Raw genomic sequence first — 22,682 nt, 5'->3', positions numbered from 1 at the left:
CTCCGTCGATAGGACGATCAGATCGTCGCCGCGCACTGGCGCAGCTTGCTTTCGATCTCTGCCGAATTCTCGAGCCGCAGGCTGATCAGCAGGTCGCTGCCGACAAAGAAGCCGAGCAGCTCGTTGTCGCCGAAATCGTTCAGAAAGTCATTGCCGTCAAGGCTGACGCGGAAGGCGTGCTTGCCGCCATCCATTTGCAGGCCATAGGCAGTGATTTCGCCCCAATCGTCGTTCAGGTTGTCGCCCTGGGCGAAGTACATATTATACTTCAGCTCCTGATTGCTCGTCATGGTGAAATCGGGGTCGATCACGACCATGATCACCTTGTCGTCAGCCGGATAAAAGCCGACCGCAAGATGCGTATCGCCGTCGAACGAGCCGATGGCGCGGCAGTTATCGGGATTCTTGAAAATGCTCCAGCCACCGACTTCGGCATAGGTATCCTGCGCCGAAGCAACCGCCGGCGTCATCGCAACAGCCGCGGCCACCGCGGCAATAGCTGCACGAAATTTCATAATCTTCTCCCCAATTCCCAGTCGTTCGACCAGCGTCCCATCGGCCTGATACCCCGATCTTGAGCCGCTTTGCCAGCCTCTATCGGATGCTAACTGTGCTTGTAATGAACAGCTTTGCGGCAGGGAATTGATGCAGATCAGTTCTTGCTGCGCTTGCGCCGTTCGCCGCGCCGTTCCTTGCGCACGGTCTTGGCATGGGCGCGGGCCCGGGCCTTTTTCTGCTCGCGGGTTTCGGGCGGTGCGGCATCGTCCTGCGGCATCGCATCGCCTTGCGCTTCCTCGAAACCCAGCGTGTCGAGCGACTCTGCGAAATGCGAGGGCAGCGACGCAGTCACGTCGAGCTTGCCGCCATCGGGATGATCGATGCGAATGCGCCGGGCGTGGAGATGCATCTTGCGGCTGATCCCGCCGGTCAGAAAGGCATCCTGCCCGCCATATTTACCGTCGCCGACGATTGGATGTCCGATCGCGGCCATGTGCACGCGCAATTGATGGGTCCGCCCGGTATGCGGTTGCAACTCGACCCAGGCGGCACGGTTTCCCGCGCGCTCGATCACGCGATAGCGTGAGCGCGAGGGGAGGCCTTCTTCCTCGTCGACATGCATTTTTTCGCCGCCGGTGCCGGGCTGTTTGGCGAGCGGCAGGTCGATCACGCCGTCATCGATCTCCGGCACGCCGATCACCAGCGCCCAATAGACTTTCCGCGCGCTGCGCCCCGAAAAATGCTTGGCGAAATATGCCGCGGCGCGCGCCGTGCGTGCCAGCAGCAACACGCCCGACGTGTCCTTGTCGAGCCGATGGACCAGCTTGGGCCGCGTCTCGAGATCGAACTGGATGCCGTCGAGCAGCGCATCGACATGCTCATGCGTCTTGGTGCCGCCCTGCGTCGCCAGTCCCGGCGGCTTGTTGATCACCAGCGCCTGGGCATCGCGGTGGATCACCAGCGACTGGATGAACTCGGTCTGTTCGGGCGACAGCGGCGGGCGGCTCGACTTCTTGCGCGCCGGCTTTTCCGGCTCTGCCGGGGGAACGCGAATGACCTGTCCCGCTTCGATCCGGTCGCCCGGAGCGGCGCGCGCGCCATCGACTCGCAACTGTCCGGTGCGTGCCCAGCGCGACACCACATTGAACGTCGCTTCGGGCAAATGCCGCTTGAACCAGCGGTCGAGCCGGATGCCGTCATCGTCGGCTGCGACCGTGAACTGACGTACTTCGTTCATGCCAGTGCCCGTACCAGAGTAAGACCCGCCGCGACTGCAGCAATCGCGCCGATCACCGAAATCAGGACATAGCCCAGCATTCCGGTCCAGTCGCCGCGTTCGATCATCACCATCGCGTCGAGCGAGAAAGTGGAAAATGTCGTGAATCCGCCCAAAATGCCGGTGCCCAGAAACAGGCGCCATTGCTCGCCCCCGGCGCCCACCCGCGCCATCGCGCCGACCAGAAGGCCCATCAGCAGCCCGCCGATCAGGTTGGCGGCCAGCGTGCCCCAAGGATAGCCCGGGCCGAACCACAGCAAGCTGAGCTTGCCGATCATGTGCCGGCCGCCCGCCCCGATGGCGCCGCCCAGCATGACGATAAGGAGATGCAGCATGTCCGCGCGTTAGCGCGGTTCGCGGCGAAAGGGAAACGAGCCGTAGCGCGCGGTTCAGATTCCGCGGTTTGCGACCAGATCGACGTCGGTGCCCCCATCAGGACGCGGCGTCATGAACAGGACATAGGCGGCGTCGTCGCGCTCGCGTGTGCCGCCCAGAATATGTTCCTCGCCGTCCACCTGATGCTCGGCATCATATCCCGCGCGTTTTGCGGCGGTATAATACCAGTTGAGCAGGTGGCCGATCGGCTGGGGCGCGGAGAAGCTGACGACGCGAAGGCTGCAACTGCCCCCTTCGGTTCCCGCCGCTTCGGTCACGCGTGCCTGCGGATAGAGCGGAATGTCGCGCGGCAGGCGCTGTGCCCAGCTCGCCGAATATTGCAGATTCGCCGCGCACCCGCCCAGATCGCCATTCGCCTGACGCGCGGCAAGACCGCCCAGCGTCACCGAATCGCGCGCCGCCTTGCATTCCTGGCAATCTGCGTCCGCCGGCTTGGGATCGGGCACCTGCATCAAATCGCCGCCGACCGCATTGCCGTTTGCCGCAACGCCATCGGCGGGCATGGCGCCCGAATAGGGCTGGGCAGGGGGACGGATCGAATCGCGATTGGATTGCTGCGACAAAGCGGGGTCGACCATGATCTGGTCCTGCAGCGCCGCCGTCAGCGCCGGATCGGCTTCCTGTCCGTTGTCGATCGCATCGGTGCGGGACTGTCCGTCGCCGCAGCCGGCAAGCGCCAGCGGCATCAATATCGCGCAAAAAAGGCTCGGCCTGCGGACCATCAATCAACTCCGTTTGACCGAACTGATGCCGATTAAGGGTTAAGGTTCGGTTTGGAACGTCGGATCGCCCGCGCATTTTGCGCGAAATACCTGCGGTGTTTTACCTTGCCAACACACCATGGTTGCCCTATCTATACATCATGTTGAACCTTCTTTCGCTGCTGGTGGGCGCTGTCGGCCTGCTTATCGCGCTGGTCGGCCTGTTGCCGATCCCGCTGCTTCCGCTCGTCAACTGGTTCGCGTTTCCGATCGCGATCGTCGGTGTGGCGCTGGGCGTGCTTTCCGACCGCAATGAGGGGCGCAACCTCAATCTGCTGGTCGCGGTGCTCTCGGGCGGCCGCCTGTTCCTGACCTGGGGCCTGATCTGACGGAAAAGGGCGGGAGCCGGTGCTCCCGCCCTGTCGTTCGAACTTCTGTCTTTCGACGAATGTCTTTCCGCCGATTTGTACCGCATTAGCGGCAGACGACATTGCCGCGGTCGATTTCCCGACCGATCGCTGCGCCGGCGGCTGCGCCCAGCAGCGTGCCAAGCGTCGCCGATCGCCCGTCGGTCAGCGAATTGCCGAGCAACGCGCCCGCCACGCCGCCGACGATCAAGCCGGTCGTGCCGTCCGAACGGCGGCAATAATAGCGCCCGTTCGATCCGCGATAGATCCGGTCGTTGCGCGTCAGCCGGCGCGGCTGATAATAGCGGCCGTCGCGATAATAGCGGTCGGCATAATATCCGCGCTGGCCCGATTCGACTCGGTTCCAGTCATAGTGGCGATATCCGCGCCAGTTGCGGTTATGCCGATTGTCCTGATGCGCGCGCCCATGGGCGTCGTAATGGACACGACCGTGGCGGTCGCCATGATGCTGTGCGGCTGCCGGCATTGCCGGAAGCGTGAGAGCCGCCGCAGCAGCGGCAAGAAACGTGATACGCATGTTACTCTCCCTATGCGATGGGGACGGCACAAAAACGCGCTTTTCCGCGCGCCGGTTGCGTGAACGGATCATTATCTTTCGTTCATCGGAGGGTCAGGAACGTCGCCGTTTCACCGCGAAACGGGAGTCGCATTCGGCTCGTCGCGAAAGATGTTGTTCGTCGCGCCACGGCTCGGCTAAGACGGCGGCCATGCGTATTCCGATGCCCCGCGCGCTGACGCTCCTCACGCTCGCCGCTGTTGCCGTTCCCCTTGCCGGTTGTGCCACTTCGCGTGGCCGACCCGACACGCCCTATGTCGCACGCGATGTTGGCACGCTCTATTCGGCGGCAAAGGATCGTCTCGATCGCGGCCGCTACAAACAGGCGGCGGCGCTGTTCGATGAAGTCGAGCGCCAGCACCCTTATTCGATCTGGGCCCGCCGCGCGCAGCTGATGGGCGCGTTCAGCTATTATATGAACCGCGATTATGCCGAAGCGATTCAGGGCGCGCGCCGCTTCCTGGCGGTGCATCCGGGCAACCGCGACGCCCCCTATGCCTATTATCTGATCGGCCTCAGCTATTACGAACAGATCAGCGACGTTACCCGCGACCAGAAAGTGTCGCAGGACGCACTCGATGCGCTGGGCGAACTGACGCGCCGCTATCCCCAATCGGCCTATGCCTCCGATGCGCGCCTCAAGATGGATCTGCTGCGCGATCACCTCGCGGGCAAGGAAATGGAAATCGGCCGTTTCTATGAGGAACGCGGCCAGTGGCTCGCCGCCAGCATGCGGTTCCGCACCGTCGTCGAAAATTACCAGACCACGTCGCACACGCCCGAGGCGCTGATGCGGCTGACCGAATCCTATCTGGCGCTCGGCGTTCCGGAAGAAGCGCAAAAGGCTGCGGCAGTGCTCGGCGCCAATTATCCGGGCAGCGACTGGTATGAGCACGCCTATGAGCTGATGCAGAAATACGCGCCCGACCAGGTCGTGGCGAGCGGCAACTGAAATCGACTTTCCGCCTTTCGCGGAAACGACAAGCGGGTAAAAGCAGTCGGCAATGCTGACGGCGCTATCCATTCGAGACGTGGTGCTGATTGAGGCGCTGGACCTGGAGTTCGGCGCCGGTCTCGGCGTGCTCACTGGCGAAACCGGCGCGGGCAAGTCGATCCTGCTCGACGCGCTGGGGCTGGCGCTCGGCGGGCGTGGCGACAGCGGGTTGGTACGACAGGGCGCGGCACAGGCGGTCGTGACGGCGAGTTTCGAACTTTCGCCGCGCGCCGCGGGTGTTTCGGCGCTGATGGCCGAAAACGGGCTGGAAATGGAGCCCGGCGAACCGCTGATCATTCGCCGCATCGTCAAGGCCGATGGCGGCAGCCGCGCCTTTGTCAACGATCAGCCCGCGTCGGTCGGGCTGTTGCGCGAACTGGCGCCGCATCTTGTCGAAATTCATGGCCAGCATGACGATCGCGGGCTGCTCAATCCGCGCGGCCACCGGGCGTTGCTCGATGTCTATGGGCGCTGCGACACCGCCGCTGTCGCGCATGCGCATCGCGACTGGCGCGACTCGGAGGAAGCGCTGGCGGCGGCGCGCGCCGAACAGGATGCGGCCGAGCGCGATCGCGAATGGCTGGAACATGCCGTTGCGGAGCTGCGCGCGCTGTCCCCCGAACAGGGCGAGGAGGAACAGCTCGCCGAACGGCGCGCGACGATGCAGCGCGGGGAAAAGATCGCGGGCGACCTTCAGTCGGTGGCCGACCTGCTCGACGGATCGGATGGCGCGCTGACGCGGGTGCGCCAGGCAGCACGCATTCTCGATCGCATCGCCGAAGACCATGCCGCGCTGGCCGAGGCGCTGGCCGCCGTCGATCGCGCGATCATCGAAGCATCCTCGGCGCAGGAGCGCGTCGACGAGGCGGCAGAGGCACTGGCCTTCGATCCCGCAGCGCTGGAAGCCGATGAGGCGCGGCTGTTCGATTTGCGCGGACTGGCACGCAAGCACCGGGTACAGCCCGACGAACTGGCGGCGCTGACCGGGGAACTGGGCGACCGGCTCGATCGGCTGGAAAGCGGCGGCGCCGGGATCGCCAAACTCGAAGCTGCGGTCGCGCTTGCGCGCGCAGCCTATGAAAAGGCAGCCGCCAAGCTCTCGGGCGAACGCAGCAAGGCGGCGAAACGTCTCGACGCGGCTGTCGCTGCCGAACTCAAGCCGCTCAAGCTCGATGCCGCGCGTTTCCGCACCGTCGTCGCGCAATTGCCCGAGGAGCAATGGGGCGCGGCGGGCATGGACCGGGTGGAGTTCGAGATATCGACCAATCCCGGCGCCGATTTCGCGCCGCTGATCAAGATCGCGTCGGGCGGCGAATTGTCGCGCTTCATCCTGTCGCTGAAGGTCGCGCTTGCCGAAGAGGGCGGGGCGGCTACCCTGATCTTCGACGAAATCGATCGCGGTGTCGGTGGCGCGGTGGCGAGCGCGATCGGGGAGCGGCTGGCGCGGCTTGCCACGGGGTCGCAACTATTGGTGGTGACGCACAGTCCGCAGGTGGCGGCGCGCGGCAACCGGCACCTGCTGATCGCCAAGAGCCATGACGGGACCGTGACTCGCACCGGGGTCACGCCGCTCGATGCCGATCAGCGGCGCGAAGAGATCGCCCGCATGCTTTCGGGCGCAGAAATCACTGCCGAAGCGCGCGCGCAGGCCGAACGGCTGATCGAAACCGCCTGAACCGTCAGGGCGCGATCACGCGGCCCAGCGCCTGGATATAATTGCCGAATGCCTTGCGCCCGCGCGCGCTCAGCCGTGCGCGCGTTACCGGCTTGCGATCGGCGAACCGCTTTTCAAGCGCGATATAGCCGGCCTCCTCCAGCTTGCGCAGGTGGATGGACAAATTGCCCTGCGTCGCTTGCATCTCGCGCTTCAGTTCGACGAAATCGGCGCTGCCGGTGTCGACCAGATAGGCCATGATGCCCAGCCGCAACCGCGCGTGGATTACTTCGTCCAGAGTGTCGATATCGAAACGCGCCACGCGCCCCTCCGCCAAAACAACAACTGGTTTGCATTATAGACGCGTTGGCGCGCATGCGGCGGCTTGCGCGAAAGATCGGCGCGAAGCTGAACGAACCCGACGGCGTTGCGACAGTCTGTGACACATTCGTGCTTTCTCTGGCACAGCTTCGCGACAGGCACGCCCGATAACCCAATTCGTGGCCGCAATTGGTGGCCCTGGATTTCAGTTGAAGGAGTGTCACGATGAAAAAGCTTCTCTTCGCCGTCGCCGGTTTCGGCATGATCGCCACCGCCATCCCCGCCACTGCGAGCGCGGCTCCGGCTCCCGAACGCTGGGCCAGCATCAATCAGCGCCAGGCCAATCTGGAGCATCGGATCAATGCCGGCGTTCGCAACGGATCGTTGACTCGCGCCGAAGCAGCCCGCCTGCGCACTGCGTTTCGCAGCCTCGAACGGCTCGAATATCGCTATCGCCAGAGCGGACATCGGCTGACGCTCGCGGAACGCCGCGATCTCGACCGCCGCTTCGACCAGCTGTCGCGTCAGATCCGCGCCGAGCGCCATGATCGCGACCATCGCGGCAATGGACGGTATAACCGCCGCTAACAGCGCGCCGACCGGACTGGAAACGGGCCCCGCAGGAAACTGCGGGGCTCGACTCGTTCGGGCACGGGTTCAGCGAATCGGCTGGCCGGTGCCTTTCCAGCGGTCGAGGATCGTCGATTCGGGCAGGCCCGGCGCCTCGGGTGCCGATATGTCCGCCTGCTGCGAATCGCGCGGCGTCCCGCTATCGGCATAACGCGGGCGGATATTCGCCGAAGGCGTCGTTGCGGGGCGTGTCGAAACTGCCGCTGCCGCTGGCGCTGGCGGCGCGGCGGCTGGCGCCAGCTTTTCCGGCTGAATCGGCGCGTGCGGCCCGGGCGTGGGTTCGCCACCGCGATAGCGCTGGCTGAACGCAGCGGCAGTGCCCCACCATCCCTGCCAGCGATGAAAGAAATGCGCGCCGAACACGCCGGTCATCACCAGCTTGCGGTTCCACGACGGAGTGACGGCATAAGTATGGTAATGCGTCGCCAGCCCCACCGGCGCGAACACATCGCCTTTCAATGCGGCTTGCGCCACGCGCTCGGCGCGATCCCATGCGGCGCGCGCGCGCTGGCGGCGCATCGATCCGTCACAGGCAAAGCTGAACTGGCATCCGGAGCGTTCCGACCCCTGAAACACCACGCCGCAAACCGTGGCGGGGAAGGCGGGGTGCCGCACGCGATTGAGCACCACTTGCGCGACTGCGCGCTGGCCGTTGGTCGGCTCGTTCGCGGCTTCATAATAAATCGCGTCGGTCAGGCATTGCAGCGCGCGGGCATGATCGTTCGCGTTGCCGGCGAGTGCAAAGGGACGCGCCGCGATGATCGTCCCGTCATCGACCACCGTGTCGGGAACCGGCATGTCGGGCAATTCGGTCGTGCCGGTCGCCCCGCCGGCCATGGCCATTTCGCCGTCGTCGATCGCAGTGAAATAGGCCGCGCCGGGGAAATGATCCTCGGCCTCATATCCGCTGGGGGTGGGGTCGCTTTGCGCGGCGCCCGGCCCGGCGGGCGCCAGCGCCTGCGCCGAATATCCCGCGCCGATCAGCGAAACGAGCAGCGCGGCGGCAATGCCGCGTGCCTGCATTCGCGTGAACCGACGCCAGAACATATGTACGCGAAACCCCAAAACCCGAACCCGATTCCTTCGGACTCGGGCGCAGCGATAGCGCAGAACCGAGTCGCGCGCGCCTGGGGATTTTCCACTGTCCTGTCGCGAAACACTTGATGGTTAACGTAAACATTTGCCGCGCGGTCAGGTCTCGCGGGCATAATAGCGGTTGCGGAAATCCTTTGCGAAGGCCGTCAGCCGCCCGTCGGCAATCGACGCGCGCAGATCGGCCATCAGCGCCTGATAGAAATAGAGGTTATGCTCGGTCATCAGCATCGCCCCCAAAATCTCGCCCGCGCGGACGAGGTGGTGCAGATAGGCGCGGCTCCATTTGCCACAGACCGGACAGCCGCATTCGGGATCGATCGGGCCCTGATCCTCGGCAAAGCGTGCATTGCGGATGTTGATCGGGCCGCTGCGCGTAAATGCCTGACCGGTACGGCCCGAGCGCGTCGGCAGCACGCAATCGAACATGTCGATGCCGCGTTCGACCGCGCCGACGATATCGTCGGGCTTGCCCACGCCCATCAAATAACGCGGCCTGGCCGGATCGAGCTGCGCCGGCGCGTAATCGAGCACGCCGAACATCGCCTCCTGCCCTTCGCCGACCGCCAGCCCACCGATGGCATAGCCGTCGAACCCGATATCGAGCAGCGCGTCGGCGCTCGCCTTGCGCAATGCCTCATCTAGCGCGCCCTGCTGAATGCCGAACAGTGCCGCGCGTTCGGCATGTTCGCCGCCTGAATCGAATCCCGCGCGGCTGCGGCGCGCCCAGCGCATCGATCGCTCCATTGCCGCTGCCTGCACGTCGCGCGTCGAGGTGGTCGGCACCAGCTCGTCAAACGCCATCACGATGTCCGACCCCAGCAGCCGCTGAATCTCCATCGATCGTTCGGGGCTCAGCAAGTGCCGCGACCCGTCAAGATGCGATTTGAAGGTGATTCCTTCCTCATTGCGCTTGGTCAGTTCGGACAGGCTCATCACCTGATAGCCGCCGCTATCGGTCAGGATCGGGCGGTCCCAGCCCATGAAATCATGCAATCCGCCCAGCCGGTCGACGCGCTCGGCGGTCGGTCGGAGCATGAGGTGATAGGTATTGCCCAGGATGATGTCGGCACCCGAAGCGCGCACATCCTGCGGCTTCATTGCCTTCACCGTGGCGGCGGTGCCGACCGGCATGAACGCGGGCGTGCGGATTTCGCCGCGGCGCATGGTGATGGTGCCGGTCCGCGCCTTGCCGTCGGTGGCGTGGATCTGAAAGTCGAAACGCGATGTCATGCCCGTGCCCTTACTGCCGCTGCGGTGGCGTGCGAAAGAGGGAAAGGCCATCAGGCCGCAGGAAGACGGAGCGCAGCCCATGTCAGCCAATCTCTATGCAAATCTGCCCGATGCGACCGGGGCGGAGGTCTTTACCGAACTGTTCGCCCGAACGGGGGTGCGAATCGAACGGATCGTGTCGCTGGGGCAGGCAACACCCGAAGACGCGCCGATGGTGCAGGATCAGGACGAATGGGTCGTCCTGCTGACCGGCGGCGCGCGATTACGGATCGATGGCGAGGCGGAGCAGAACCTGGCGCCCGGCGACTGGATGTGGATTCCGCGCGGCACCGTGCATTGGGTGACCTGGACCGATCCGGATATGCCCAGCATCTGGCTGGCGGTGCATCTGGAATAGCCGGCCCGGGCTTGGAACCGCGCTACAGGCCCGCTTCCGCCGGGCGTCCCGCCACGGCGATAAGATTGCCGTCGGGGTCGCGAAGGATGAAACCAATGGCTCCCCATGGCTCCTCTTTCAGAGGCTGGTGAAAATCGACCTCCGCCTCCTGCCATTCGCGAAAGACCGGGCGCGCGTCGCCGATCGTCAATGTCGCCGAGAGCGCGTCGGCCTCCCTGTCCCTGAACCCGCCATCGAATACCGGGCCGTGCACGACCCGCAGGTTGAGGCGCCACCCGCCGCGCACGACTTGTGCATAAAAAGGCGGTTCTCCATAGGAAAAGGCAATGTGGAAGCCGAGCTTGCTGCAATAGAATTCGCACGACCGATCCAAGTCGCCCACGTAAAGCTGCGGCTCTACGGCCATCCCGTCGGAACTGTTATTGGTTCCGACGCTGGGCAGGTCATTTCGCTGTTGCCGGATCAGATCCGATACATCGTGGCCCATGATCTTGAGGCCGGAAATATCGGCGTCCTCGATCGAACCATCGGTCAGGTTTACGTTGCGCAGATGCACCCGCTGCAGATCGACATTCTCGAAGCGGGCATCGGCGAGCCGGACATCGTCGAACCGCGTTCGCGTCATGGTACAATCACGGAACAGTGCATCGTCGAGCGACTGGTTCTCGAACATTTTGCTATGGCTCATTGCTTGCTTCCCGTACCGGCGATCGGTTCTGGCGCGGCGGGTCGATCGAGATCGATCAGCGCGGCGAGCGTGCGCCGCGTGCTGTCGAGATCGACCGGGCCGACCGCAGACAGCAAGGCGGCGTCGATGGCCCGGCGCGCAATCGTCTGCGTGTCGGCGGCTGCGCGGCCGCGTTGGGTGAGGGTGATGATCAGCTGACGGCGGTCGTTATCGTCCGGGGTGCGCTGAAGATAGCCCCGTGTCACCAACGTATCGACCAGCTGTCCCACTGCCTGTTTGGACACGCCCAGTTCCTTCACCAATGTGCTGATCGGAACGCCGCGTTCGCCCGCTGCAAGGCGGCCGATGATATAGAGACCATTGGCGGGGATATCGTCATAGCCTTCGCGTTCGAGCGCTGTGCGCATCGCCTTGCCATAGGTTCTGCGTGCGTGACGGAGAAGCGAGGGCAGCGATGGCCCCGGGTCGGTTTGCGTGTCCATGGCAGCTATATGCAGGGTAGCACCGATATAGTCAATTAGATTGACCATCAATATTTTGTACTATAAATACAACCATCCGGTTGTCCGGGTTATCCCGGATTCGAAGATGGAGAGCGGTGTGCGCGATTTCATTCTGCTGATGCATGACGATGTAACCACGGCCCCGCCGCCGGAAATGTGGTCATCCTATTTCACGCGGCTGCGCAGCCTTGGCGTCTTTCAGGGCGGCAGCGCGATCGGCTCCGGACGCGCTTTCCGCAGGGATGGCGCGTTGGCGGCGGTCAGCGACCTGCTGGCCGGCTATATCCGGGTTCGGGCAGACAACCCGACGCAAGCCGAAGAATTGCTTGCCGGCAATCCGGTGTTCGAATGTGGCGGCACGGTGGAGATACGCGAACTGCCGCGCGACTAAATTGTGAACCCATTCCGGCGTCCCGATGGGATGTGACCAAAATTGCCCGGAGCTGCGTCGTAAGACCTTGAAATATATCTATATTCCTACGCTTTATCTCCTTGCGTTGAGCCATTTTGGCTGAAACCCCGACGGCGCCGTTTATGCGTTCATGACCTGGCGATATGCCCTCCTGACGGCGGGCCGGTGCGGCGGATGTTTCGATCGCCGCAACGGCGCGAGAAACTTCGCTCTCGCCAGCCGCTTCACCGGTTGGCGAGGATATACGCGACGATCTCGTCGGTGGATCGGAACATCACATCGGGCGCCATGCCGGTCAGCGCGGTTTCGCTGGCATAGCCCCACAGCACCGACCCTGCGCGCATGCCGACTTCGCGCGCGGCATCGACATCGCGGGTTTCATCGCCCACCGCCAGCGCCTGTGCCGGCGCAACGCCGGCGCGTTTCAGCACCCGCCGGAATTTCGGCGCCTTGCCGTACAGCGACGAGCCGCACGAGAATATCTCGATCTTCGCCGAATTTTCCTCACCCAATATCGCGCGGACATTGGGTTCGGCGTTCGACGTCACCAGCGCAACGCGCATGCCCTCTTCGCCCAGCCGGTTCAGCATCTCGCCGACGCCGGGGAACAAGTGGAATTCGTAATGCCGCTTATAGACCAGCTTGCGGACATAGCGGGCGATGAACGGCAGCTTCCAGTTGGGGATGCCCAGATACTGGATCACTTCGCGCGTCGAACGGTGGCGCAGCTCTTCGACTTCGTCGTCGGTGACGGTGCGGAACTTGAAGCGCTTGGCCAGTTCGTCGATCACCGACAGGAACCATTCGCCGCTGTCCGACAGCGTGCCGTCGAAATCGAAAATCACCAGCTTGATCGGATCGAATGCTGCACCGGCGGTGTCGTCCGCTGCCTGCGGATCGCGAATCGCGTCCATGGTGGTAGCTTCAGACATTATTTTTCCCATGTACCCGGCATTCCGCTCCGTTCGCCAGTTCGATCTGCACGGTGGTATGGTCGATACCGAAGTCGTGCGCCAGCTTGTGCTGTAAATCGGCGAGGAATGTGTCGCCCGGATGACCTTCGGGCATGATGAGATGCGCCGTCAGTGCGGTTTCGGTCGTGCTCATCGGCCAGATATGCAGATCGTGAATATGCGCCACGCCCGGCAGGCGCATCAATGTCGCCTCGACCTTGTCGATGTCGATGCCGGGCGGCACGGCCTGCAGCGCCATTTTCACCGAATCCTGCAACAGGCCCCAGGTGCTCCACAGGATCACCGCCACGATCAACAGGCTGACCACGGGATCGACCCATTCCGATCCGGTCCACAGGATCACGGCGCCGCCGATCACCACGCCCGCCGATACCGCCGCGTCCGCCGCCATGTGGAGGAATGCGCCGCGGATGTTCACGTCGCCCTTGCGCCCGCGCACGAACAACAACGCGGTCGCGGTGTTGATGACGATGCCGATGCTCGCCACGATCATCACGGTGCTGCCCGATACGGGCGGGGGATCGGCGAAGCGCCCGATCGCTTCCCAGGCGATCATGCCCACCGCGACGAGCAGCAATACGCCGTTGGAAAGCGCCGCCAGGATCGAGGAACCGCGCAGGCCATAGGTAAAGCGCCGCGACGGCGGGCGTTTGGAAAGCTCCGCGCCGCCCCATGCGATCAGCAGCCCCAGAACGTCCGACAGATTATGCCCCGCATCCGCAAGCAGCGCGACCGAATCGGTCAGGAACCCCGCCGTGCCCTCGACAAGGACAAAGGCGATGTTGAGCGTGGTTCCGATCGCAAAGGCGCGACCGAAATCGGCAGGAGCATGGGAATGGCCATGGCCCGGCCCGTGATGGTGATCGTGATTCGCGCCCATTATGTCCGGTTCATAGCGGGCAGGGTGCAGGAGATGCTAGCACATGCAACAACCGCGCGCGGGAGCGGGCGTCGACCGGCTGCACGCCTTCCCCGCGCCCGATTTGCGGCGGGAAAGCGTGCAACTGCCCGGCCGATGCAGCTTACAGACGCAGCACCATATCGTCGACGCGCACGCCGCCGCGATCGATCGTCAGATTCTGATAGTTGCGGATATCGTCCAGCGTCGAAGCGGGCAGCGGCCCCTCCGCACTGAATTTCAGGCGCAGATACTGAGTCAGCTCGCCCGCCGTCAAAATCCGGTCATGGTTGCTGTCGGCTTCGCCCGACAGGCCGTTGCGCAGGAAATAGGCCAGATAGCCGCCCGCCTGATATTTGCTGGCGACCAGACTGGTCAGATCCTCTTCGGAACTGAAGATGCCCATCACATTGGGGCGATTGACCAGATTGTTCATGCCCCCGCTGAAGCAGGAATCGAATACCACCAGTTGCATCCGCGCGCGCACGGTCGACAGCCATTGGGCGAGTTCGGTGTCGCTCGCCTGTCCGTCGTACAGCATGATGGTTTCGGAGCGCCCGTCGAGCTCCTCCGCGGAAACGGGCGTCGGCACCTGATTGCCATGGCCCGAATAGAAGAAGAGGAACAGATCTTCCGGGCCCGCCTGTGCCGCGACGCTGGCGATCGCGGCGCGCACGCCTTCGCGCGTCGCCCGTGCATCGACCAGCGTGACGCTGGCGGGGTTGAGCAGGCCGGCGCGGCGAAGCGTTTCGCCCAGCTTGATCGCATCCTCGTCGGTGCTCGAAAGGTCGTTCACCGTGCCGGGATAGTCGGCGATGCCCACCATCACGGCAAAGACACGCGGGCCGCCGCTGGCGTTGCTGTTGTTGGCGGAGACGTTCGACGCGCTGTTGTCGGCGTTGAGCGCGACGCGATAGGCGCCGGTCTCGCCCGACTGGTACGACGTGACATTGACATAATAAGTGCCGTTTTCGGGCAGAGTCACCACGATCCGGCTGTCATGCGTCGAGCGCCCATTGTCGCCCACCGCATCGTCATTTTCCTCGCGGAAGTCGCCCGGGCCGGCAAGGATCAGATAGGTGTCGAAATCGCCCGAATTCAGGTCGATCGCGACTTGCTGTCCGCGCGTTCCCTGAAAGCTGTAGGCATCGGTATATTCGCCCGATGTCAGCTGCCGGTCGCCGCTCTGCAGCCGTCCGGTGGCGGTACGTCCTGGCGTCAGCGTGCCCGATGCAGCCGCGCCGCTGTTGCTCGCGCTGGCGGGCGCCTGATTCTGCGCCGCCGCGACGCTCAGCGAATAGGCGCCGGTCGACTGCGCCTGATAGCTTGAAACGATCAGGTTATAGGTGCCGCTTTCGGGCAGGGTGACGACAAGCCGGCTGTTGAGCGAGTTTTCGACCGACGAATCATCGTCGTTCGATTCGGAAAAGCCACCGCTGCCGCGGATCGCCAGCGTCGGATCGAACTCGGTCGAAGCGAGCCGCACTTCGATGCTCTGCCCGGCCTGACCGCGCAGCGTATAGACATCCTCATATTTGCCGTCGGTCGCGCCCTGCGCGCCCAGCGTGCCGCGCACCGTCTGGCCGACCTGGATCGCGCCCTGGCCGCCCCCGGCAGGAGCATTGCCGCCCGCTGCCCCGCCAACGCGCTCGGCGATCAGCGTATAGCTGCCGGTTTCGCCCGACTGATAGCTGGTGGCGCCGATCGACACATGGCCATCGGACGGCATCGTGAATTCGAGCATCGAATCGCTCGAACCATTGCCGTTGGGATCATCGTCATTGTCGCCGATCCGCCCATCGGCACCCAGCACGATCAGATAGGTGTCGATATCGCGCGACGACAGGCGCACCGCGATCCGCTCACCCGGCGTACCGCGCAGGTCATAGGCGTCGACATATTCGCCCGAACGCAGCTCGCTGTCGCCCGATGCAAGCGTACCGCGAGTCGGCGTGCCCAGGCTCAGCGATCCGCCGCCGCTCTGCGCCTGTTGCGAACTGCCCGATCCGCTGCCCTGGCCATCGATCCGCGCGCCGCCGATCGACAATTGGTAATCGCCCGTCGTCCCTTCGGCATAGCTGGTGACGATGACGCGATATTCGCCATTGGCGGGGGCAGTGAAATTGACCGCGGCATTGCGTTCGCCGGGGACGGCATCGTCATTGTCCTGCGAAAAATCGCCCGGCCCGCGCACCATCAGATAGGTATCGAAATCGTCCGACAGCGCCGACAGCGCCACTTGCTGTCCGGCGCGGGCAGTGAAGGTATAGGTATCGGTATATTCGCCGCTGCCCAGCCGCGAATCGCTGCGTTCCAGCGCGCCGCGGATCGTCTGGTCATAGACCGACTGGTTGAGCGCTACGCTTTCGGGATCGAGCGTCACGCCGCCGATGTCGAGCGTATAGGCGCCGGTTTCGCCCGCTTCGAAACTGGTTATGATGGCGCGATAATCGCCCGTGGCGGGTGCGTCGAAGGAAACGGCCGCGTTGCGATCGCTTTCGCTGGCATCGTCATTGTCCTGCGAGAAATCCTCAGGACCGCGCACCATCAGATAGGTATCGAAATCGTCCGAAGCGACGCGCAGCGTGACATGCTGTCCCGACCGCGCCGAAAAGGTATAGATATCGCGATATTCGCCGCTTTCGAGCTTGCCGTCATGCGCATCGAGCCTTGCCGAGATTGCGCGTCCCGATCCGCTGCCGCGCGCGTTCGAACTGCCCGAAACGGTCGATCCGCCCGATCCGCCGCCCGCTCCGGCGATGGTCAGCCGATAGCTGCCGGTCTCTCCACCCTCATAACTGGTGACGACGATAGTATATTCGCCGGCGGTCGGTGCCGTGAAGCTGAGCGATGCGTTGGTCGAGTCTTCGGTCGCATCGTCATTTTGCTCCGCGAAATCATCCGGGCCGATGACCAGCAGATAGGCATCGAAATCGGACGATTCGAGCGTCAGCGTGATGCGCTGTCCCGCCGTCAGGTTCAGCGGAACCGAATCGAAATATTCGCCATTGTCGAGCTTCGGATCGCTGGCTGACAATTGCCCGCTGGTCGTCTGGTTCTGCGCGACCGCCGGTTGGGCGAACGCCATCGCACCTGCCATCGCCGCAGCCAGAATTGCAAAGAAACGTCCGCCGCCCATCGAAATCCCCCCGAATCCGATTGCCCGTCTACACGGTCATCTACGCAACGCTGACCTTGCAGGCTTGAACCTGTCCTGAATTGCGGCGCGGACATCCCCGCCGAAACGCTCAAGACTCGTATCTCGAATGGATAAACCGGTGCCCGGAACCGTCAAGTCGGACAAATATTACAAATCCGGTATCAACAGGCTGGCGTCGCCATAGGAATAGAAACGATATTCCTCTGCGATGGCATGGGCATAGGCTGCCTGCATCCGCTCCAGCCCCATCAGCGCCGATACCAGCATGAACAGGGTCGAGCGCGGCAGGTGGAAATTGGTCATCAGCCCGTCGATCGCGCGAAAGCGATAGCCGGGGGTGATGAAGATCGCAGTGTCGCCTTCGAACGGGCGGATGACGTCATCTTCCCCCGTTGCGCTTTCCAGCAGCCTCAGGCTGGTGGTGCCGACCGCGATCACGCGCCCGCCACTGGCGCGCGCCGCGTTCAGCCGATCCGCGGTTGCCGCGTCGATGCGCCCCCATTCGGCATGCATCCGATGCGCGTTGGTATCGGTCGCCTTGACCGGCAGGAACGTGCCCGCCCCGACATGGAGCGTCAGCGTTTCATGGCCGATTCCAGCCTGTTCCAGCGCCGCCATCAATTCGGGCGTGAAATGCAGTGCGGCAGTGGGGGCGGCGACCGCGCCGGCTTCGCGCGCGAACATCGTCTGATAATCGTCGGCGTCGCGGGCGTCGGTGTCGCGCTTCCCGGCGATATAAGGGGGCAGGGGCATCCGGCCCGCGCGTTCAAGCAGCAGTTCGACTGGCTCGTTGCCCGGAAATTCGAGTGCGAAGCTGCCATCCTCCGCCCGGTCGCATGCCCGCGCGGTAACGCCGGCGCCAAAATCAATGGTATCGCCATCGCGCAGCCGTTTGGCATTGCGGATAAAGGCGCGCCAGCGGCGCGGCCCTTCGCGCTTGTGCAGCGTCGCGCCGATCCGCGCTGCACCACGCGTTCCTTCCAGCTGCGCGGGAATGACGCGCGTGTCGTTGAACACCAGTATGTCGCCCGGCCGCAATATGGCCGGCAGGTCGCGCACGCCCATGTCGCGCGTGGCCGCGCCCTGAAGCACCAGCATCCGCGCGGCATCGCGCGGACTGGCCGGGCGCAGCGCGATACGCTCGTTCGGCAGGTCGAAGTCGAAAAGGTCGACGTTCATCGCGGATTGGCCCGGCACGCCGCCGGGCGTGTCCTCATTCCGCGCCGGGCAGCGTTATCCGCTCCTCACCCTCGGGCAGCGCGCTCGGGGCAGGGGGCTGATAGGCGGGGGGATTATCCGCGGCGATATAGGCGTGCAGGATGCGGGTCGGATTGGCCGGCGGCTGGCCGCGCGCGATCGCATCGACATATTCCATGCCGCTGATCACCCGCCCGAACACCGTATAATCGCGGTCGAGCGACAGGCGCGGCGCGAACATGATGTAAAACTGGCTGTTGGCGCTGTTTTCCGCCTTGGTCCGCGTTTCCTCGTCCGCTCCGGGAGGCGCGCCTTCGCGGGCAGCACCCACGGCACCGCGCACATGCGGCAGATAGTTGAACTCGGCAGTCACATCGGGAAGATCCGATCCGCCTTCGCCGGTGCCCTGCGGATCGCCGCCCTGCGCCATGAAGCCGTCTATGACGCGATGAAAGATCAGCCCGTCATAGAAATGCTGGCGAGTCAGCGTCTTCACGCGCTCGACCATGTTCGGTGCGACGTCCGGGCGCAGCCAGATCGTCACCCGGCCGCCGTCGGACAGATCGAGCAGCCAGAGATTTTCCGGATCGGTGGGAGAGGCGGGCTCAGGCCGGCTGGTCGGCATCACCCGTGCGGTCTGTGCCGACGCCGGCACGGTGGAAAACAGCCCCAGCATCGACAGGAGCATTACGGCGAAACGCATCAACTTCCCCAACCCAAAGAAAACCGCAGTCAGCGGCAGGTTTAGGCAATTGCAGACGTCAGGCATAGCCCCTTTCGCCGCGCTCAATCGCCCTTGCGACCCATCTGCGCCACGCGCGCGACCATTTCGTCGCGCACCGACGGCGTAACGAATTTGCCGATATCGCCGCCGAACAGAGCGATTTCCTTGACCAGCCGGCTGGCAATCGGTTGCAGCGACACATCGGCCATCAGGAAGACGGTCTCGATCGTGTCGTTGAGCTGCTGGTTCATCCCCGCCATCTGATATTCATATTCGAAATCGGCAACCGCGCGCAGGCCGCGGACGATCATGCTCGCGCCTTCGCGCTCGGCGAAATCCATCAGCAGCGAATTGAAGCTGACGACGTGGATTTCGCCGCCGATCGCATCGACTTCGCGTTTGACCATCGCCATGCGTTCCTCGACCGAGAACATCGGGTTCTTCGACGGATTGGTCGTGACGCCGATGACCAGCCGGTCGACCAGCTTCGCCGCGCGGCTGATAATATCCATATGGCCCAGCGTGATGGGATCGAAAGTGCCGGGATAGACACCGGTGCGGACGGTCATTGCGGAAAATCCTCCCTTTGATCGCGGGACGTGCTGCGGGCGGCGCGTGGGCAAGTCAAGGCCGTGCGGCGACGTTCCAGTCGACCGGGCCGCTGATCCCGGCGATGCGGCGAAAGCTCGATGCCTGCCACAGCGTCCATGGCCGCCTGCCCCAATCGGGCTTCAGCGCGATGCTGCGCAGCCACAGGGGCTGGTCGGGAAAGCGGCGGCTGACCTCGTATCCGCCGTCGAATTCGCGCGTCAGATACAGAAGGACCCGGCGGCCATAGCGCGCCTCGATGCGTTTGACGAAAATGGTCAGCTCGGTCGCCAGCGCGTCCGGTGTGGGACGTTCGCTGCAATTGCCTTCGAACCGCAGTTCGACTGCGGGCGGCAGCATGTCGCGATCGGCGGGAACCGTGCCGATAAAGCCATCGGCCTGATCGGCGCCGGGCACGCAGAGCGAAAATCGGTGATAGGCGCCGCGCTTGATCCCGGCGGCGCGTGCATCCGCCCAGTTCGACCGGAACCGGCGGTCGATATGTCCGTTCCCCTCGGTCGCCTTGATATAGGCGAAATCGACGTCGTCGGGCAGCGCTTCCCAGTCGATGATTCCCTGGCGCTGGGAAACGTCGATGCCCTGGCTGGGATAATCGGCCTCGGCGGGTCGCCAGTCGGCGGCGATGACCCATCCGGTCACCAGCAATATCGTCAGGATCAGGACGAACAGGGCGGTTCGGCGCAGCATGGCCGCGACTTAACGGTCGCGCTCCAGCACGAACCCGGCGATCTCGCGCAGCAGATCGGCTTCCTCGCCATAATGCTGCAGATGTTCGACTGCCTGTCGCACCAGGATCTGGGCCTGTTCGCGCGCGCGATCGAGGCCGAGCAAAGTCAGGAACGTCTCCTTGCCCTGTTCGCCGTCCTTGCGCAGCCGCTTGCCGACGCTTTCCTCATCGCCCGTCGCGTCGAGAATATCGTCGGCGATCTGAAAGGCGAGACCCAGATCGTGCGCATAGCCGCGCAGCCCGCGCCGCCCCTCGATCGTCAGCCGCCCCAGGATCGCGCCCGATTCGACTGCGCAGCCGATCAGCGCGCCGGTTTTCATCGCCTGCAGCCGGGTTACCGTCGGCAAGTCGAAGCTCTGGCTTTCGGCGCGCAGGTCCATCATCTGGCCGCCGGCCATTCCCGCCGGACCCGCCGCATGCGCCAGCGCCGCGACCAGTTCGCTGCGCACGAACGGGTCGGGGTGCGTCGCTTCGTCGGCCAGTACTTCGAATGCGAGCGCGTGGAGACAATCGCCCGCCAGCACCGCAGTCGATTCGTCGAATGCGCGATGCACGGTCGGTTTGCCCCGGCGCAGATCATCATCGTCCATCGCGGGCAGATCGTCGTGGATCAGCGAATAGACATGGACGCATTCCACCGCCAGCGCCGCGCGCGCGGTACAGCTGCGATCCACGCCGAACAGCCGCGCCGTCGCGAATACCAGCAGCGGGCGCAGCCGCTTGCCGCCGCCGATCGCCGCATGCCGCATCGCACGATACAGGTCCGCGCGGGGATCGTCGGGCACCGGCAACAACCGGTCGAACTGGCGATCCATCTCTTCCGCGACATCGCGGAGCGCGGCATTGAGCGTGAGGGAGGTCTGCGTCACGCCGATATTATCCCGCGGCAAAGGGAGTCGTGCCGGACGGCTTGCCTTCGGAATCGAGCTTGATGGCTTCGATCCGCGCCTGCGCCGCATCCAGCCGCGCGGCGCATTGGCGACGCAGCCGGTCGCCGCGTTCATACAGGTCGATCGCTTCCTGAAGCTGCGCCTCGCCGCTTTCCAGGCGGCTGACGATCCGCTCCAGTTCCTTCAGCGCTTCCTCAAAGGAAAGTTCGGCGATATCCGCTTGCTCTGTCATGGTGACGCTATGCGGCAGTGCCATGCGCGATTGCAACTCCCGATGGCGCGGCGGGTTGAGAAGACCGAAGCGAAAGGAGCGATCATGTTCACACCCATCAATCCCGCAACGGGCGAAGCCGGCGAACCCATTCCGGAAATGGAGGAGGGCGACATCGGTTTTGCGCTCGATCGCGCGGCGACGGCGTGGCGCTCCTGGCGGGTCAGCGACATGAAGACTCGCACCGATCTGCTCGCCGCCATCGCCGATCGATTCGAGGCGGAGGCCGATCATCTCGCCGAAATCTGCACCGGCGAAATGGGCAAGCCGATCGCCGCGGCCCGCGCCGAGGCGGTTAAATGCGCCAGTGCCTTTCGCTATTATGCCGAACACGGACCCGCCTTGCTCGAACCGGGCGAAGTGAAGACAGCCAGCGGTCGCGCGGAAACCCACTGGCTGCCGCTCGGTCCGGTGCTTGCGGTGATGCCGTGGAACTTCCCCTATTGGCAGGTGGTCCGTTTCCTCGCACCCACCATCATGGCGGGCAATGTCGGCCTGCTCAAACATGCGTCGCTGACGCAGGGGTGCGCGGCGATCATCCAGCAACTGGTAAGCGGCGCGGGCGCCCCGGACGGGCTATTCCAGAATCTGCCGATCAAATCGGACAAGGTTTCTGCCATCATCGCCGATGATCGCGTCGCGGCAGTCACGCTGACCGGCAGCGAAGGGGCGGGCGTGAAAGTCGCCGAAGCGGCGGGCCGCGCGCTCAAGAAAGTCGTACTCGAACTCGGCGGCTCCGATCCGTTCATCGTCATGCCTTCGGCCGATCTCGAAACCGCGGCAAATACGGCGGTCAAGGCGCGGATTCAGAATGCCGGGCAATCATGCATCTGCGCCAAGCGGATGATCGTCCATGCCGATGTGCACGACGAATTTCTCGATCGCTTCAATGCCGGCATGAAAGCAGTGAAGATCGGCGACCCGATGGAGGAAGCGACCGAGATGGGGCCGCTGTCGAGTGTCGAACAGCGCGACACGGTGCTCGATCAGGTCGCCGAGGCACAGGATCAGGGGGCAACCCTGTTGTTCGGCGGCGAAAAGATCGATCGCCCCGGCGCGTGGATGACCCCCGGCGTTTTGACCGATGTCGATCCCGAAAGCCATTTTGCGAAGGAAGAGATTTTCGGCCCCGTCGCGATGGTGTTCAAGGCAAAGGACATCGACGATGCGATCGCGCTCGCCAACGACACGCCGTTCGGTCTGGGGTCGAGCGTCTGGACCCGGGACGATGGCGAAATCGCCCGGTTCACGCGCGACATCGCTGCGGGGATGACTGCCGTCAACGCCATGCTCGCCTCGACTGCCGAGGCGCCGTTCGGCGGCATCAAGAAATCCGGCCATGGCCGCGAACTCGGCCCCTGGGGCCTGCACGAGTTCATGAATCTGAAGGCCGTGATGCGAGCGGACTGACGGCGGAGCATGCGGCGCAGGCCTTTCGCGTATCGCCTGCGCC

General features: G+C 64.1%; 26 protein-coding genes. 7 read left to right on the top strand and 19 right to left on the bottom strand.

All coding sequences use genetic code 11. The features are described 5' to 3' along the window. Positions 1 to 17 precede the first annotated feature (17 nt). From DKB74_RS08275 to DKB74_RS08260, 4 genes are all read right to left on the bottom strand, one after another. Positions 18 to 515 carry a hypothetical protein gene (locus DKB74_RS08275; protein ID WP_109807619.1) on the bottom strand — a complete coding sequence of 166 codons (498 nt, stop codon included), beginning with the start codon at positions 513 to 515 and terminating at the stop codon, positions 18 to 20. Between the two features lie 137 nt (positions 516 to 652). Continuing rightward, the gene (locus DKB74_RS08270; RefSeq protein ID WP_109807618.1) at positions 653 to 1,735 is read right to left on the bottom strand and encodes an RluA family pseudouridine synthase; all 1,083 of its coding nucleotides are present in this window, start codon (positions 1,733 to 1,735) and stop codon (positions 653 to 655) included. Next, complete coding sequence (gene crcB / locus DKB74_RS08265) at positions 1,732 to 2,109, bottom strand: fluoride efflux transporter CrcB (protein WP_109807617.1); 378 nt, start codon at positions 2,107 to 2,109, stop codon at positions 1,732 to 1,734. The genes DKB74_RS08270 and crcB overlap by 4 nt, the downstream gene beginning before the upstream one ends. Before the next feature lie 54 nt (positions 2,110 to 2,163). Further along, on the bottom strand, positions 2,164 to 2,892 hold the full coding sequence (locus DKB74_RS08260; protein ID WP_109807616.1) for a hypothetical protein: 729 nt from the start codon (positions 2,890 to 2,892) through the stop codon (positions 2,164 to 2,166). 140 nt (positions 2,893 to 3,032) lie between these two features. Between DKB74_RS08260 and DKB74_RS08255 the strand changes: the two genes are divergently transcribed. Beyond that, positions 3,033 to 3,260 (top strand): hypothetical protein, encoded by a 228-nt coding sequence (locus DKB74_RS08255; protein WP_109807615.1) that lies wholly within the window; start codon positions 3,033 to 3,035, stop codon positions 3,258 to 3,260. Between the two features lie 85 nt (positions 3,261 to 3,345). Here the strand turns inward: DKB74_RS08255 and DKB74_RS08250 are convergent, their stop codons facing one another. Next, positions 3,346 to 3,816, bottom strand: coding sequence for a glycine zipper 2TM domain-containing protein (locus tag DKB74_RS08250; protein WP_109807614.1), 471 nt, complete (start codon positions 3,814 to 3,816; stop codon positions 3,346 to 3,348). A gap of 190 nt (positions 3,817 to 4,006) precedes the next feature. Between DKB74_RS08250 and DKB74_RS08245 the strand changes: the two genes are divergently transcribed. After that, on the top strand, positions 4,007 to 4,807 hold the full coding sequence (locus DKB74_RS08245) for an outer membrane protein assembly factor BamD (protein WP_109807613.1): 801 nt from the start codon (positions 4,007 to 4,009) through the stop codon (positions 4,805 to 4,807). 52 nt (positions 4,808 to 4,859) lie between these two features. Next, positions 4,860 to 6,524, top strand: coding sequence for a DNA repair protein RecN (gene recN, locus DKB74_RS08240; protein ID WP_109807612.1), 1,665 nt, complete (start codon positions 4,860 to 4,862; stop codon positions 6,522 to 6,524). A gap of 4 nt (positions 6,525 to 6,528) precedes the next feature. Here recN and DKB74_RS08235 read toward each other — a convergent pair whose 3' ends face one another. After that, on the bottom strand, positions 6,529 to 6,825 hold the full coding sequence (locus DKB74_RS08235; protein WP_109807723.1) for a winged helix-turn-helix domain-containing protein: 297 nt from the start codon (positions 6,823 to 6,825) through the stop codon (positions 6,529 to 6,531). 224 nt (positions 6,826 to 7,049) lie between these two features. On the opposite strand from DKB74_RS08235, the gene DKB74_RS08230 reads away from it, so the two are divergent. Then, the gene (locus tag DKB74_RS08230) at positions 7,050 to 7,412 is read left to right on the top strand and encodes a hypothetical protein (protein ID WP_109807611.1); all 363 of its coding nucleotides are present in this window, start codon (positions 7,050 to 7,052) and stop codon (positions 7,410 to 7,412) included. Between the two features lie 69 nt (positions 7,413 to 7,481). On the opposite strand, the gene DKB74_RS08225 is transcribed toward DKB74_RS08230, so the two are convergent. Together DKB74_RS08225 and tgt are read right to left on the bottom strand one after the other, a co-directional pair. Next, complete coding sequence (locus DKB74_RS08225; protein ID WP_109807610.1) at positions 7,482 to 8,501, bottom strand: cell wall hydrolase; 1,020 nt, start codon at positions 8,499 to 8,501, stop codon at positions 7,482 to 7,484. A 144-nt stretch (positions 8,502 to 8,645) separates the two neighbouring features. After that, positions 8,646 to 9,779: a tRNA guanosine(34) transglycosylase Tgt gene (gene tgt / locus DKB74_RS08220; protein WP_109807609.1), complete on the bottom strand. Its 1,134-nt coding sequence runs from the start codon at positions 9,777 to 9,779 to the stop codon at positions 8,646 to 8,648. A 79-nt stretch (positions 9,780 to 9,858) separates the two neighbouring features. Here tgt and DKB74_RS08215 point away from each other — a divergent pair, with 79 nt between their 5' ends. Continuing rightward, the gene (locus DKB74_RS08215) at positions 9,859 to 10,176 is read left to right on the top strand and encodes a cupin domain-containing protein (RefSeq protein ID WP_109807722.1); all 318 of its coding nucleotides are present in this window, start codon (positions 9,859 to 9,861) and stop codon (positions 10,174 to 10,176) included. A 22-nt stretch (positions 10,177 to 10,198) separates the two neighbouring features. Here DKB74_RS08215 and DKB74_RS08210 read toward each other — a convergent pair whose 3' ends face one another. Together DKB74_RS08210 and DKB74_RS08205 are read right to left on the bottom strand one after the other, a co-directional pair. Next, positions 10,199 to 10,864, bottom strand: coding sequence for a VOC family protein (locus tag DKB74_RS08210; protein ID WP_109807608.1), 666 nt, complete (start codon positions 10,862 to 10,864; stop codon positions 10,199 to 10,201). Beyond that, positions 10,861 to 11,271, bottom strand: a complete 411-nt coding sequence (locus DKB74_RS08205) for a MarR family winged helix-turn-helix transcriptional regulator (RefSeq protein ID WP_161956835.1) — start codon at positions 11,269 to 11,271, stop codon at positions 10,861 to 10,863. The genes DKB74_RS08210 and DKB74_RS08205 overlap by 4 nt, the downstream gene beginning before the upstream one ends. A gap of 193 nt (positions 11,272 to 11,464) precedes the next feature. On the opposite strand from DKB74_RS08205, the gene DKB74_RS08200 reads away from it, so the two are divergent. Next, a complete protein-coding gene (locus DKB74_RS08200) occupies positions 11,465 to 11,758 on the top strand; it encodes a YciI family protein (protein WP_109807721.1) in 294 nt (97 codons plus the stop codon). 245 nt (positions 11,759 to 12,003) lie between these two features. Here DKB74_RS08200 and DKB74_RS08195 read toward each other — a convergent pair whose 3' ends face one another. The 9 genes from DKB74_RS08195 to DKB74_RS08155 all read right to left on the bottom strand — a co-directional run bounded on the left by DKB74_RS08195 (position 12,004) and on the right by DKB74_RS08155 (position 21,190). Continuing rightward, complete coding sequence (locus DKB74_RS08195; RefSeq protein ID WP_239987428.1) at positions 12,004 to 12,711, bottom strand: HAD hydrolase-like protein; 708 nt, start codon at positions 12,709 to 12,711, stop codon at positions 12,004 to 12,006. Next, positions 12,704 to 13,633: a cation diffusion facilitator family transporter gene (locus DKB74_RS08190; protein WP_109807605.1), complete on the bottom strand. Its 930-nt coding sequence runs from the start codon at positions 13,631 to 13,633 to the stop codon at positions 12,704 to 12,706. Before DKB74_RS08190 ends, DKB74_RS08195 begins: the two co-directional genes overlap by 8 nt. A 142-nt stretch (positions 13,634 to 13,775) precedes the next feature. Continuing rightward, positions 13,776 to 16,790 (bottom strand): pre-peptidase C-terminal domain-containing protein, encoded by a 3,015-nt coding sequence (locus tag DKB74_RS08185; RefSeq protein WP_109807604.1) that lies wholly within the window; start codon positions 16,788 to 16,790, stop codon positions 13,776 to 13,778. Between the two features lie 168 nt (positions 16,791 to 16,958). Further along, positions 16,959 to 17,990 (bottom strand): tRNA preQ1(34) S-adenosylmethionine ribosyltransferase-isomerase QueA, encoded by a 1,032-nt coding sequence (gene queA / locus DKB74_RS08180; protein WP_109807603.1) that lies wholly within the window; start codon positions 17,988 to 17,990, stop codon positions 16,959 to 16,961. Between the two features lie 34 nt (positions 17,991 to 18,024). After that, on the bottom strand, positions 18,025 to 18,711 hold the full coding sequence (locus DKB74_RS08175) for a peptidylprolyl isomerase (protein WP_109807602.1): 687 nt from the start codon (positions 18,709 to 18,711) through the stop codon (positions 18,025 to 18,027). An 83-nt stretch (positions 18,712 to 18,794) separates the two neighbouring features. After that, positions 18,795 to 19,301: a pantetheine-phosphate adenylyltransferase gene (gene coaD, locus DKB74_RS08170; RefSeq protein WP_109807601.1), complete on the bottom strand. Its 507-nt coding sequence runs from the start codon at positions 19,299 to 19,301 to the stop codon at positions 18,795 to 18,797. 55 nt (positions 19,302 to 19,356) lie between these two features. Further along, the gene (locus tag DKB74_RS08165; protein WP_109807600.1) at positions 19,357 to 20,028 is read right to left on the bottom strand and encodes a GH25 family lysozyme; all 672 of its coding nucleotides are present in this window, start codon (positions 20,026 to 20,028) and stop codon (positions 19,357 to 19,359) included. Between the two features lie 9 nt (positions 20,029 to 20,037). Continuing rightward, on the bottom strand, positions 20,038 to 20,883 hold the full coding sequence (locus tag DKB74_RS08160; RefSeq protein WP_420822401.1) for a polyprenyl synthetase family protein: 846 nt from the start codon (positions 20,881 to 20,883) through the stop codon (positions 20,038 to 20,040). 61 nt (positions 20,884 to 20,944) lie between these two features. Next, positions 20,945 to 21,190, bottom strand: coding sequence for an exodeoxyribonuclease VII small subunit (locus tag DKB74_RS08155; RefSeq protein ID WP_109807719.1), 246 nt, complete (start codon positions 21,188 to 21,190; stop codon positions 20,945 to 20,947). An 84-nt stretch (positions 21,191 to 21,274) separates the two neighbouring features. Here DKB74_RS08155 and DKB74_RS08150 point away from each other — a divergent pair, with 84 nt between their 5' ends. Beyond that, positions 21,275 to 22,639, top strand: a complete 1,365-nt coding sequence (locus DKB74_RS08150) for an NAD-dependent succinate-semialdehyde dehydrogenase (protein WP_109807720.1) — start codon at positions 21,275 to 21,277, stop codon at positions 22,637 to 22,639. Positions 22,640 to 22,682: the final 43 nt, after the last annotated feature.

Source organism: Stakelama portus (genome assembly GCF_003171655.1).
In the GTDB taxonomy this organism is placed as follows: Bacteria; Pseudomonadota; Alphaproteobacteria; order Sphingomonadales; family Sphingomonadaceae; genus Sphingomonas; species Sphingomonas portus.
The sequence above is the reverse complement of the archived record's forward strand: the minus strand, read 5'-3'. Positions and strand labels throughout refer to the sequence as shown.